The organism is Tritonibacter horizontis (genome assembly GCF_001518015.1).
Taxonomy (GTDB): Bacteria; Pseudomonadota; Alphaproteobacteria; order Rhodobacterales; family Rhodobacteraceae; genus Epibacterium; species Epibacterium horizontis.
Map to the genome: position 1 here is coordinate 19661 of NZ_LPUY01000087.1, position 12042 is coordinate 31702.

Consider the following 12042-nt stretch of genomic DNA (forward strand, 5'->3'; position numbering starts at 1 on the left):
AAGGAGCCTTGTGGCATGCCAATCCCAACCTTCTCAGAATACCCCGAAATCCCGCAGCGCAGCACGCCGGAGGCGGAGTTTGACGCCAAGATGTATGCGCTGTTCCAGCATCTGGCGATCACCAACCGCAACGAGCTGCTGGCCTTTATCGCGTTCTTGGAGACCAACTCCACCGTCATCGGCGCGGCGCTGAACGGCACCACCATTGGGCTGAACACGCCTGCGGCGGGGGCGTTTACGGATCTGGAGGCGGAGAGCCTGGGGGTTGGCGGGGCCGCGTCTTTTGGCGACAGCGTCGTTTTGCAAGACACGTCTGACGCCAGTTACCTGCGCATCCAGTCTCAGGGCGATGCCTTGTTTGACATTGACCCCATAACTGTGGACGAGACCAGCCGGTCAGCAATCCGCTTGTTCCGCGATACAGACACGACGGGCGAGGTCACCTTTGATGTTCTTCAAGGCAACAACAGTGCAGGCGCGAACCATCGGCTTGGCGGCAACGTTGACAGCTATTTGTGCAAACTGAACGGCAATCTCTCTGTCGGGACAGACAATGTTTACGACAAACTCAGCTGCATCACGAGTGAACAGGACAGGGGCGCGGCGTATCTCAGGAACACAAACGCGTCGTTCTCGCACCGGGTGTTGAGCCTCTGGGCGAACCGAACTGGCTCGCCGGACTTCCAGTTCCTCCGCTGTGTCTCCAATGCCTCCGGCACGCCCGATGTGGAAACCTACATTGGTGGCGATGGGGACAACATGACCGATGGGTCGTGGGGCAGTACCGGTGCCGACTATGCGGAATACTTCGAGTGGCTGGACGGCAACCCGACCGGCGAGGACCGGCGTGGCATGACGGTTGTTCTGGATGGTGCCAAGATCCGCCCGGCGCTGGCGGGCGAAGATCCCATCGGCGTGATCTCGGCCAACCCCTCGGTGGTGGGCGACAGCGACATTGACCGCTGGAAGGGCAAATATCTGCGCGATGACTTCGGGGCCTACATCTGGGAGGACTATCAGGTCACGGACCCGGAAACCGGCGAGACCGTCACCCAGCAGCGCCGGTGTCTGAACCCGGAATTTGATCCGGCGCAGGCCTACCAGCCGCGCAGCGCGCGCCCCGAGTGGGACATGGTCGGGCTGCTGGGCAAGCTGCGCCTGCGCACAGGCCAGCCGGTCGGCGCGCGCTGGATCAGGATGCGCGACGTGAGCGCAGAGGTTGAAGACTGGCTGGTGCGATGAGGGGACCCCATGACCATGATTGAAAACAGTGACCGGGGCATCACCCTGAACAAATCGCTGGCCTGGACGGTGGCCTGCGGCCTGGTCGGGGCCGGGCTTTGGGTTGGCATCCAGGTGGCCACCTTGCGCGGAGAAACCGGCGTGCTGGCCCAGACCATCAACGAATTGCGGGTGAACCTCACAACCTCCGAGGCGCGCCAGACCGCGCTGACGGTGCGGGTGCGCGCCAATGAGACCAGCCTTGCGCGCCAGGATGAACGCCTGTCGCTGATCCTGACCACGCTCAACAAGATCGACAACCGGCTGGAGCGCATGGAGCGCGTGCCGCTCCGGTAAGTCTATCCGATTCCGAACCCCCGATCCTTTGATCTCACAGGCCCTTTGCGGGGCCTTTTTTGTTGGAGACGCCCATGGCTGACCTTTTGAACTTTGCAACCCTTCAGCGGATTACTGGCCCGGTCCAGCCGGGCAGCAGGCAGGATCTCAACGCGCGATCCTTCCTGCTGTCGCTGAACCGCTATGGCGCGGAACTGGGCCTCAACCGCCCGCACCGGCTGAGCTATCTGCTGGGGCAGGTGCTGCTGGAAAGCGGCGCGTTCCGCTATGATCGCGAGATCTGGGGGCCGACGCCTGCCCAGGCGCGCTATGACACCCGCACCGATCTGGGCAATACGCCCGAACGCGACGGCGACGGGTACCTCATGCGCGGGCGCGGCCCGATCCAGATCACCGGGCGCTGGAACTATCGCGCCTTCACCGCCTGGGCGCGCGGGATTGATCATACCGCGCCGGATTTTGAGGCCGATCCGGAGGCGGTGCTGACCGACCCTTGGGAAGGGCTGGTGGCGCTTTGGTACTGGACCGCCAAGGGCCTCAACGCGCTGGCGGATACAGGTGACGTGCGCGCCATCACCAAGGCCATCAACGGCGGCTACACCCACTTTGCCGCGCGGCAGCGCTGGACCGATCGCGCACAGCTGGTGCTGCTGGGCCATGCCGGTGGTGACGTCAGCGCCTTCCAGCGCTCCGCTGGTCTGACGGTGGACGGGCAGGCGGGACCAAAGACCCGCGCCGCCCTGCACCAGGCGCTCTGCGCGCTGCCGCCGATCACATCCCCTGCGCTCCTGAAACCGAACCCGCCGCACTGGCTTCTGCGGGTCCTCGCATGGCTGCGCGCCTGAGCGCGGCCACCCCTTCTTCTCTCCCAAATCAAAGGAAAACCCCATGACCCTGAACGATATTTTGCAGGAGCTGACCCCCGTGCTGCTGAGCGGCCTCAGCCTTCTTCTCTCTGCCCTGATCGCCACGGCTGCCCAGACCGCCAAACAGCGCTGGGGCCTCGACATCGAGGCGCGCCACCGCGAGGCCCTGCACGCCGCCCTGATCAGCGGTGTCAAAGCCGCCATCGAGCGCGGCCCCGAAGAGGCCGCCGAGGTGCTGATCCGCGAGGCGGTCGACCACGCCAAAGCCTCGGTGCCCGATGCGATCCAGCGCCTCGCGCCGGGGGAACATGTGCTGGACACTCTGGCCCGCAGCAAGCTGGCCGGGGTGGTCGCGCGTTACGCCGAGTGAGGCCAGGCAAACGGATCTGAACACGGTCCCTTCGCCTGCGGGCGGGGGGATCGGGTGCGTCAACACCCTCTCCCTCGCAGCCTACCGTTGAAAGCGGCTGCGCCGACACAGCCATTCAGAAATGCCGCCCGACTCTCGCGAGAGTGCGCGGTCCATATTCTGGAATCACCAATGACGACAATGACCAAAGTGCGCCCTGCCGCGCCCGTCGCCCCCTGGCTCGGGGGCAAGAAAGCCCTGAGCGCCCGCATCATCGAGCGGATCGAGGCCACGGATCACACCACCTATGCCGAGCCTTTTGTGGGCATGGGCGGTGTCTTTCTGCGCCGCAGCTGGAAGCCCGCCTGCGAGGTCGCCAATGATCTCAATGGCGAAATCACCAACCTGTTCCGCATTCTGCAGCAACACTATCCACAACTGATGGAGGTCATGAAGTACCAGATTGCCTCGCGCCGGGAATTTGAACGCCTGCGCCGGGTGGATCCCTCGACGCTGACCGATCTGCAACGCGCGGCGCGCTTTCTCTATCTGCAGCGCCAGGCCTTTGGCGGCAAGCTGGGCGGCGTGTTCGGCGTTGATCCCGGTCGCCCCCCGCGCTTCAGCCTGTCCCGGTTGGAGCCGATCCTGGAGGCCGCGCACGAGCGGCTGGAAAGCGTCGTTTTTGAAAACCTCGACTGGCAGGATCTGATCCGGCGCTATGACGGGGTAGGGACGCTGTTCTATCTCGATCCACCCTATTGGGGCGGGGAAAGCGACTATGGCAAGGGCCTCTTCGCGCGCGATGACTTTGCGCTCATGGCCGATCAGCTGGCCTCGATCAAAGGCCGGTTCATTCTGTCGATCAACGATTGCCCGGAAATCCGCGAGATCTTCGCGGCCTTCTGCTTCGAAGAGGTCCGCCTGAAATACACCGTCAGCTCTGGCAGCGCGACAGAGGCCTGCGAGCTGATCATCACAAACTTCGAACCGGAGGTGGGACTGTTTTAGGGTTTGCTCCCGCCGATCGGGGGCAGACCTCACCACTGAGAAACGACAAAAGGCGGGCCAGCGGCCCGCCTTCATTGCAACATGGAGGGCGCTATGCCTGCAAAAGACACCTTCGCAAATATTGGCTCCGGCCTCGACTCGCCTGCCACCGGCCTGATCACGATCCTGCCCGATGATAATGCCGACCTGACAATCATGCCCCGCGCGCTGATGGTCGGCACGGCGGGCGACGTGGCCGTGATCATGAAAGACGGCACATTGGGCACGCTGCCCGCCCTGCAACCGGGCGTGCCATACCCCGTGCGTGTCAGCCGGGTGCTGGCAACGGATACCAGCGCCACCGGCATTGTGGGGCTGTACTGATGCAGCTGGGGCTTTCCTATGCGATGACGGCGGCGGCAATTCTCCCATCGGGATTTGCGCCGACCGACCTCGATCCCTTGGCCCTCTTTGATCCTTCGGACCTCTCGACGCTGTTCCAGGACGCTGCCGGGGTGGTGCCGGTCACCGCCGATGGCGATCCGGTGCGGCGCGTCCTGGACAAGAGCGGCAACGGCAACCACCTGGTGGCGCAATCCGATGCCGCAAGGCCGGTCTATCGCAGCTCCGGCGGGCTGCACTGGCTGGAGTTCGACCGCGTCGACGACTATCTGGAGGTGGCGATCCCCGGCACGCCAAACCACACCGCCGTGATGGCCGCGCGGCCCCTGGAAGCCACCGGCGTCAATGAAAGCCTCTGGTCCTTTGATGCGGTGTCGCGGGACTACCAGGTGGAGGCCGGGGGCGCGGACAAGTTCTATGGCCGGGCGAATTCCTCCGGCATGGGGCTGTCGGGCTTTTTGAATGATGTGGTGGACCGGCTTGGCGTTGATTTTGTCGAGGCGATCCGGCTCGATCTCGACGGCGGCACGGCTGCGATGATCATCGACGGGGCCGTGGTCAGCCAGCTGTCGGATTATACCGTGGGCCTTCACCCGGACCAAACCCTGCGCATCGCCGCCAATCGCGCCGCAACCAACCCCTGCGGCATGCGGATGCACGCCTTCGCGATCTTCGATGCGGCATTGACGGGTGCGGAACTGGCGGATGTGACCACATGGTTCGGGGCAAAACAGGGGCGCATGCTATGACAACAAAACACCACTACCGGCTGGCCTTCTGCGTACCGATCGAAGAAGCAGAGGCCTGCAACCGCGCCGCCAATGCCCTTGGGCGGGCGGGCGAGAACTTCACGGTCCGCCTGTCCGCCACGGGCACAGATCCCGCAACGCACCTGGGCGGCTCGACGGTTGAAACCGATCTGTTCCTCGCCACCGTCGCCGCCGCGCCTGGACTGCCGGAGGGCATGGAGTGGCCGACCGCATTGAAGAGCGAGGATTGGCAGGCGGTCGCCGATCACCTGACCGTTGTGGACGGGATCGCCACCAGCACGGCTCCAGGCGCCCAGTTTGATGCGATGTTAGTCACGGCGGGGTTGAGACGGATACCTGCGGATCCTTAGCGGCGATGTCATTCGTGAGGATCAACGGCCCCGCCATTGTGCGGGGCCTTTTTGTTTGTGGGGCGGGCGGTTCCTGGGCGAAAGGTGGCTTTGCGCAGGAAGCTGCTGCTGCAAAGTTGCGAACTGTGGTCGTCCTTCGGAGCCTGGCCGGACCAAAGCGGACATCAAACGATGTCAGCGTCGTTGCATTGCAGCTTCCCGAAGCGGTCTCTCGCTGGCTACGCTGGCAACTACTGGGCGCGTGTGCAACACAACGAACCGCGAGAGAACTCAACGTAAAGTGGCGTGCTTTGGTGCATTCATCTTTCATCACTGCCTACTTCAAGTTGCGCTACCCGTTCTTGTCGTAGATAGTGCAAGCAAAGATATTTGGCCGGATGAATTTTCGGAAACTTTCATTTGAGGTGTCAATGCCAGCGCTAGAAAAGCACACATGCAGTAATTTCAAAGAGCTAATGGGAGTAATTGAAACCTTTCAGGAAGCACATAAAACCTCTTGGTATCGGGGCGTGGGAAACTCAACATATGGCTTATCTCCCTCAATCTTTCGGCACACCAAGAAGAAGAGTATCGAGCAAATCCAAGAGATGGAGAACGAATTGGCGTCGGTCTTTGAGCAGCGCTCCCCCCCCTTCGTCGCGCAGACATTTGACGGAGAGTGGGAGCAGATGTTCTTCATGCAGCACTACGGTATACCAACCCGGTTGCTAGACTGGACCGAAAGCCCTTTTATAGCTCTATATTTTGCGCTTTCTTCATGTGATCGAACCAATGCCGGAAAACCTAAGAACGATGCTGCATTCTGGATGCTGGACCCAGCAGCTTGGAACCGCGGGGCACTAAAGGATATCTCATACGACGGTGGAATCCTCAATCCCAACCGAGAGCAAGTAAAAAGCTACAGCCCGAAAGGTGATCTTGCTGAGCGAAAGAACTTGCCGGTGATGATTTACGGCACGCACAATAGCCCCAGAATTGTTGCGCAAAGAGGCATGTTTTCACTGTTTGGGAAGAGCGTCGATCCAATGGAAAAAAGCTATAAAGGTGGCGGCTTTGATGCGGGCGTCTTACAACAAGTAATAATTCCAAAAGCAGATAGAGACAACATAGCCACATCGCTTTTTCGAAAAGGAATATCTGATTCCACAATCTACCCTGACCTTCATGGTCTTTCGTTGGAATTAAAACGCTCGTTTGGATTTACCCAATGAAAAACTTCAAAATATCCCCTCACAGCCCTAAAACGTTAATTTGGTGGTATGGTCGAAAGGATGAGATCGACTTTGATCCTCCTTATCAACGTCGAGGCAGATTGTGGTCTGATCGCGACAAAGCCTATCTTATAGATTCAATCATCAATGGCTTTGATGTTCCAAAACTATACCTTGCAGATTTTCAGTACGGTCAATCAGAGCTGAACAAAGCGAAACTTCCCTATGCGATTATTGACGGAAAACAGAGGCTGGAAGCAGTGTTCGATTTTTTCGAGAATAATCTGGTCCTCAATGAAGATTTTAAGTTCAGAAAGGACCTCACATTGAAACTTGGCGGGTTGAGTCTTAAGGACCTAAGACGGTCTCATCCGCGGGTTGCGAGTGAATTTGAAAACGAATCCCTCGATATCATGAGCGTTGTCGCCGAAGAAGAAGCGGTCATTAATGACATTTTCGTGCGTTTGAATAAATCAAAACCGCTAACCGGCGCAGAGGTTAGAAACGCTGTTGATGGCCCTGTTGCGGACTTAATTCGCGTGTTAACTTCACACGAATTCTTTGTTGAGAATATTCGGTTTTCAGTTAAGCGAGCTGCAGACTTGAATGCCGCAGCCAAGTTGCTGCTTTTTGAGTATCAGCAGATGCCTACCGCGACCAAGAAGAGCGACTTGGATGCATTCGCGAAACAAGATATTGATCGGGAGAAATTGGAGTTAGCTGGAAGGCGTGCTCTGGATACGCTCTCATCTATGAGCCAAGTCTTCATTCCACACGATCCATTATTGTCATCGGCTGGGATAATTCCAGTATTCTATTGGTTTATTCGAAATATCGGCATGAATGAATTGGCATCAATTCGCCCGTTCTTAATCTATTTCGAAGAAGAGCGGAAAAAAAACAGAGACAATCAGAAAGTGGCAGGTGCTGAGGCTCTTCAGAGAAACCTCGCCCGATTTGATACGTTGAACAGAAGCACCAATGATCTTCAAAGTCACATTGGTAGAGTTCAAATAATGGAGGATTCCTACAAAGACTGGCTAAAGATCTAAGGGCGTGATCGGCTCAAAACAGCTGCCCGAATGATTGCTTTGGCCATGTTGACCGCGGCTCAACGCACCTGGAGAAGGTCCGGTTCCCGCCCCACCTGCTTGCACTGGCCCGCCTGACTGGCCACCAGGCAGGCGGTCGCTTTGGGCTGAGAGCGGACATCGCTCCCAAGGGGCGTGCCGTAATGCGCCGGCCCGTGCTTCCCGCCCTTTCCTGACCTTCGCCAAGCGGATCACCGGTGCGGTGCAGCTTCCCCGAACCGGCCTTTTATGCCGCCGTGCAGCATCATCCAGCGAGCCGGTCCTCACAATCTGGGACAGCGCGCGGCACTCACCGCTGGACAACGGCAGGTCGCTGTAAGATGGTTTAGCGATGACCAACGTCCTTTTGATATGCGGAAAGGCCCGCAAAAGAAGCCCCACGGCAGCTGCCGTCCTCGCCGACCGCCCGGGCATGGAAACAGATTTTGCAGGGCTAAGTGCCGACGCAGACGAGCGTGTTAGTCCTGAGCACTTGGCGTGGGCTGATACAATAGCCGTTATGGAGAAGACGCAGCTGTCTCGCCTCAGACGCCAGTTGGGTTCACACCTCAAGGGAAAGCGGCTCGTTTGCCTGGATATAAGGGACAAATTTGAGTTCATGCAGCCCGAACTCGTGGCGCTTGTGACAGCGCGCATGGGCCGAATCGTCGACTGAGAGTGCTAATCGGGCATGCGGTGGTGCAGCAGGCCAGACGGCTGGCGGCAGCGGCAATGTAGTTGCTTCCGGCCCAAAGCTGCCATCCAGCGCGGACCACATTTTCTGCAGTGCGGCCAACCATTCCAGACATTCGTTGCGGCCAAAAATTTTGGCCTCAACCGAACTCAAAAGTCGCGTGGAATAAGCGAGATCTTCGCGGGGTCATTGATTTTAGCTCGAGGTGAACCAAAAATGCGGAGGTATTGGTAGTCGGTAGTGCCTGCAAGCCGCAAGGAACATTGGTACTAACCCAAAGCGAACTGCACTTATGCTGTTGATATCCGGGCAGTTATCAATGGCCAAATTGAGCATCTTTGCTACTTCATTCAGCCCATTTTGCGGAGATAGATCAGTAACGCAAACGCCATGATAGGTCTCGCCCTGCCAAATCAGCTCCTCGGTGTCTTCATCCGGCAACCAGGCCTGATAGGTGCAGTTTGGGAGCATTTCTTTCAAACGCTCGCAGAACCCAAACTTTTCTTCCTCGGTGCCTGTATTTGCCAACCACACAAACAAATACGGGTAAAGGATGCTGCCGCTACATGCCTCGCTCCTATATTCATCATCGTTACTTGCAGGGTGGTTCAAGAGATCAACGTAGTCTCTGTGCGCCGTAGGATAGTTGGAATTTAAGAGCAGAGCGAAGGTGGTTTTTTCGCCTACTGACGTCAACCACGGAACAAATCGCGGCACTGAATCCGTCAACTGCGCCAAGTACATCACCAACGCAATTTCGATCATGTGATCGTCCTTGAAGGGTGAATGGAGAGTCGGGTTATTGTTAATGAGCTCAACGATCACATCTAGTGAACGCTGTGTGCTCTCGGCCATCGCCTGTGCGAATTCTGAATCAGATTCAGCTTGATTTAGCGCCAACGTGGCTGTCCAAATCCCGCGGATGGCGACGCGTCCAAGCAGCTCAAACATCGCAAGGTTCACATCAACTGCTTCCCGTGAGCGGACAGCAACCGAAAGCGCATGACGTTTGTGAGCGTGCGCAAAAGCGGTTTTAGCAAGATACAACTCAGAACACGTTAGGTGCAGTTTTACAAACTGGTCCATCAGAGCATGCAACGAACGGTGAAACTTGGTGGGCTTCTTGTCTTCCGGCAGGGATTTTCGAACTACATGCCAGCAAAGTAGCATTCCCAACTCAGAAACCTTGTAGATACTTTCAAGGTTTTTTGCTTCGAGTGCCCATGCCGTGATGGCGTTTATGCAGATATAGGCTTGTCTTAACCTTAACAGCTGAGCCTTCTCAGGGAGTTCTTGGGCATCGAGCAACAGGCCGCGCAAGAAGGCACTGGTGTATTCGTAGCAGGCACCAGGTTCGTTCACCATCGCGACCGCCTTTTGGAAATCGCCACGTGGTCCTTCGTCCAATAATTCTCTAGCTAACAAAGACCGCATCATGAGGTCCGCTAGCCTATCGCCATTCCAACGTTCGTAGTGAATTTTGTCTGTGGTATGTTGCTTGGTGTAACCCGCCCAGTTCATTAGAACGGTTTCTTCAATCTCGCCACCGCAGCACAGACAGATTTTCACAGGTAAATCCGCGTGTTCCTTTGCCACGTTGGCATTCAGATAGACATCACGAATCTCATTGAGTTCTGGGCGCACGGATTGCGGATTGCCCTCCCAATCACTGCGAGTGACATTGCCAGCTTTGATACAAAACAGATACAAAAAACGCTCGATGTCTTCGCCTTTCACCTTGCCAACTGCGGCAATGTCAACACCGTTCTGACGGGTGCCGATCATCGGTGTATTTAGTACGTTCAGGCCGATCTCAGCTAGCAAGTTCGGCAATACCGATTTATCCAAGTCGCCGCGCTCTCTAAGAGAAGCCAAATACTCTTTCAAAATCAACTTCATGATTGGGCTCGCGTCCTGGCTCGAAAAACAGTCAAGAGTTGGTTGAAGCCAACCGGATCAATGACCGAGAGACGAGGAAGCTCAACACTATAGGAGTGTTCAGTGAGTTCAGTGATTTGAGGATGTTGCTCCCCGTCCACGCCGTGAATAATCGATAAGCTCTTGCGCCCATACAGAAGCGTTTGGTGGGTCGCCAAGTCCGCAAAAATTGACCGCTTGTGCGCAGCCTTTTGAATGTCTCGATTTCTATCACGGTCCTTCATGGCCACGGCACGCCGCTGTTCAATCGTCGGACATAACTCGACAACATCGCGGACTTCTTCGGTGCCTGATATGTGCATGTCGTGCTTACTGAGCAATCGCTCTATGCTCTCTGAAATCCGCTTTGAATTGTTGCCTCGCTGACCTTCCAGATAGCTGCGTAAATTTCCGCCATAGCTCAATAGCATTGGGTGGAACAGAAGCTCTTCCGCATTTGCACGCGCGTCTGTTGTTCCATTTCGAACAATGCTCAGCAGTATTGAAGCCACGACTGTTTCGTGGTTCCAAAGGTAGCCAATACACTTTTGCGCCAAGAAGACCTGATCAGCTGTCTTAGTCGGCAGATCACCCTTTTGAATGTTTATCAGTTGTTCTGCAGAGAGAGCTTGGAGGATCTCGCTGAGAAAGTCGCACAGTTGACGTTGCCCGTTGAGTAGCCAGCGGGAGAAAAGATAGGACGCGTGCTTGGGGTCGTCCCAAAGCCACTTGCGAAATCCATAGAAGCCGTCTGCATCAACTGGCTTGTCGAGCATAGGCAGGCAAAATTCGATGACACTCACCACATTCTCAAATTTCCAACGCTCATCGTTACGTCGAATAGCCATATCGAGGTGCCTGAGCGTCGCAGCAGCGTTTGAAGGTTTCTTGGAAAGCCAATCTAGCACTAGGTCGATATCCGCGCCGACTAAGCCTTTGTTATGATAAAACAGCATCGCCGCGAGAACTGTCAGTTCAGTCTGATTGCCTAGCTCTCCGATAGAGTTGATCAAATCAGTCTGTTTATAGCGAAACTTTGGAGGAGCATTCTCCCACAGTCTAAAAGAAGCTTCGATAGCCGCAGTCCGGACGTCTTCATCTGTCTCGACTTTTAGCGCCCTCAATGCTTCATCTACGCCCGCTTTGATGTGTTCCAAGCTCAAATCTTCCATTCTTCCTAACGACCGCAATCCCAGTGTTCGAACTTTGAGCTCAGCGTGTCTGATCAGTTCAAAGGGCGATTTAGGATTTGCTAGCGCCAAAACAGCGAACAAGCCGTGCTCTAGCCCAAGCGGATCACAATTTTGGGCGCGCTCTACGATCTTCGATGCTTCTTCAGGGTTTTTTCGGCACCATTCGATCAACGCCACATTGGGCATACCTGCAGCGCCGTCAGACCCCGCTTTTTTTACCAGTGTGTTAACGTATGCCAACATCTGGCCATGTGATCCTAGCAGGTTGGGAATGGCCTCTTTAAGCGGGTGTACGGCAATCCAAAAATCTTTGTGATCTAAGGCTTGGATGGCATTGAGGTTACTTTCAGACGTGAGGCAGATTGCGCCAGAATTGTGTAAGTCACTCAGTTTGGCGCCAAGCTCGTCGCTCTGCCCTCTCAATTCATTTGACGTAACCGCGGCAATGAGCGCCACTTCACGCTCCGCCGTGATCAGCGCGTTTTCTATGTCTTCAGGAAGCATCATTTCAGCAATGGCCAATTCAATAAGTCGTAACTCTAGCACACAGCTGGCAGCTGTACGCCATCAGAAGGCAAACATGCTATGCGTGCTTGAGAGATTCAAGCCAAACGCGATGCACGCCTCGGCGAAGTCCGCTTCCTGATGAATTTCC

The 12042-nt window shown here is 56.4% G+C and carries 13 protein-coding genes; 10 read left to right on the forward strand and 3 right to left on the reverse strand.

The features are described 5' to 3' along the window. Positions 1-15: 15 nt before the first annotated feature. The 10 genes from TRIHO_RS16660 (at position 16) to TRIHO_RS16705 (ending at position 7565) form a co-directional block, all read left to right on the forward strand. A complete protein-coding gene (locus tag TRIHO_RS16660; protein ID WP_068246205.1) occupies positions 16-1242 on the forward strand; it encodes a peptidase G2 autoproteolytic cleavage domain-containing protein in 1227 nt (408 codons plus the stop codon). 9 nt (positions 1243-1251) lie between these two features. Next, the gene (locus tag TRIHO_RS16665; protein WP_068246210.1) at positions 1252-1578 is read left to right on the forward strand and encodes a hypothetical protein; all 327 of its coding nucleotides are present in this window, start codon (positions 1252-1254) and stop codon (positions 1576-1578) included. A gap of 74 nt (positions 1579-1652) precedes the next feature. After that, positions 1653-2423 carry a peptidoglycan-binding protein gene (locus tag TRIHO_RS16670; protein ID WP_068246211.1) on the forward strand — a complete coding sequence of 257 codons (771 nt, stop codon included), beginning with the start codon at positions 1653-1655 and terminating at the stop codon, positions 2421-2423. A 43-nt stretch (positions 2424-2466) separates the two neighbouring features. Continuing rightward, positions 2467-2814 (forward strand): hypothetical protein, encoded by a 348-nt coding sequence (locus tag TRIHO_RS16675; RefSeq protein WP_068246212.1) that lies wholly within the window; start codon positions 2467-2469, stop codon positions 2812-2814. Positions 2815-2994: 180 nt separating this feature from the next. Further along, positions 2995-3801 carry a DNA adenine methylase gene (locus TRIHO_RS16680; RefSeq protein ID WP_068246300.1) on the forward strand — a complete coding sequence of 269 codons (807 nt, stop codon included), beginning with the start codon at positions 2995-2997 and terminating at the stop codon, positions 3799-3801. A gap of 93 nt (positions 3802-3894) precedes the next feature. Then, entirely contained in the window at positions 3895-4164 is a 270-nt protein-coding gene (locus TRIHO_RS16685) for a spike base protein, RCAP_Rcc01079 family (protein ID WP_068246215.1), read from the forward strand. Next, on the forward strand, positions 4164-4931 hold the full coding sequence (locus TRIHO_RS16690; protein WP_068246218.1) for a hypothetical protein: 768 nt from the start codon (positions 4164-4166) through the stop codon (positions 4929-4931). Before TRIHO_RS16685 ends, TRIHO_RS16690 begins: the two co-directional genes overlap by 1 nt. Then, positions 4928-5302: a hypothetical protein gene (locus tag TRIHO_RS16695; RefSeq protein WP_068246222.1), complete on the forward strand. Its 375-nt coding sequence runs from the start codon at positions 4928-4930 to the stop codon at positions 5300-5302. Before TRIHO_RS16690 ends, TRIHO_RS16695 begins: the two co-directional genes overlap by 4 nt. Before the next feature lie 455 nt (positions 5303-5757). Next, positions 5758-6513, forward strand: a complete 756-nt coding sequence (locus tag TRIHO_RS16700) for an FRG domain-containing protein (protein WP_068246225.1) — start codon at positions 5758-5760, stop codon at positions 6511-6513. Then, the gene (locus TRIHO_RS16705; RefSeq protein WP_082705177.1) at positions 6510-7565 is read left to right on the forward strand and encodes a DUF262 domain-containing protein; all 1056 of its coding nucleotides are present in this window, start codon (positions 6510-6512) and stop codon (positions 7563-7565) included. The genes TRIHO_RS16700 and TRIHO_RS16705 overlap by 4 nt, the downstream gene beginning before the upstream one ends. A gap of 580 nt (positions 7566-8145) precedes the next feature. Here the strand turns inward: TRIHO_RS16705 and TRIHO_RS23945 are convergent. From TRIHO_RS23945 to TRIHO_RS16720, 3 genes are read right to left on the reverse strand one after another with little or no spacing between them, the layout of a single operon-like run. Further along, positions 8146-8430, reverse strand: a complete 285-nt coding sequence (locus TRIHO_RS23945) for a hypothetical protein (RefSeq protein ID WP_165595924.1) — start codon at positions 8428-8430, stop codon at positions 8146-8148. A 42-nt stretch (positions 8431-8472) separates the two neighbouring features. Further along, positions 8473-10176: a hypothetical protein gene (locus tag TRIHO_RS16715; protein WP_068246234.1), complete on the reverse strand. Its 1704-nt coding sequence runs from the start codon at positions 10174-10176 to the stop codon at positions 8473-8475. Next, a complete protein-coding gene (locus TRIHO_RS16720; protein ID WP_207498710.1) occupies positions 10173-11909 on the reverse strand; it encodes a HEAT repeat domain-containing protein in 1737 nt (578 codons plus the stop codon). The genes TRIHO_RS16715 and TRIHO_RS16720 overlap by 4 nt, the downstream gene beginning before the upstream one ends. Between the last annotated feature and the right edge of the window lie 133 nt (positions 11910-12042).

Bases quoted from the DNA above. Each gene is read 5' to 3' on its own strand.
- TRIHO_RS16705 (WP_082705177.1), top strand. From the start codon at position 6,510: ATGAAAAACTTCAAAATATCCCCTCACAGCCCTAAAACGTTAATTTGG.
- TRIHO_RS16660 (WP_068246205.1), top strand. From the start codon at position 16: ATGCCAATCCCAACCTTCTCAGAATACCCCGAAATCCCGCAGCGCAGC.
- TRIHO_RS16665 (WP_068246210.1), top strand. From the start codon at position 1,252: ATGACCATGATTGAAAACAGTGACCGGGGCATCACCCTGAACAAATCG.
- TRIHO_RS16675 (WP_068246212.1), top strand. From the start codon at position 2,467: ATGACCCTGAACGATATTTTGCAGGAGCTGACCCCCGTGCTGCTGAGC.
- TRIHO_RS16715 (WP_068246234.1), bottom strand. From the start codon at position 10,176: ATGAAGTTGATTTTGAAAGAGTATTTGGCTTCTCTTAGAGAGCGCGGC.
- TRIHO_RS16695 (WP_068246222.1), top strand. From the start codon at position 4,928: ATGACAACAAAACACCACTACCGGCTGGCCTTCTGCGTACCGATCGAA.
- TRIHO_RS16690 (WP_068246218.1), top strand. From the start codon at position 4,164: ATGCAGCTGGGGCTTTCCTATGCGATGACGGCGGCGGCAATTCTCCCA.
- TRIHO_RS16680 (WP_068246300.1), top strand. From the start codon at position 2,995: ATGACCAAAGTGCGCCCTGCCGCGCCCGTCGCCCCCTGGCTCGGGGGC.
- TRIHO_RS16670 (WP_068246211.1), top strand. From the start codon at position 1,653: ATGGCTGACCTTTTGAACTTTGCAACCCTTCAGCGGATTACTGGCCCG.
- TRIHO_RS16685 (WP_068246215.1), top strand. From the start codon at position 3,895: ATGCCTGCAAAAGACACCTTCGCAAATATTGGCTCCGGCCTCGACTCG.
- TRIHO_RS16700 (WP_068246225.1), top strand. From the start codon at position 5,758: ATGGGAGTAATTGAAACCTTTCAGGAAGCACATAAAACCTCTTGGTAT.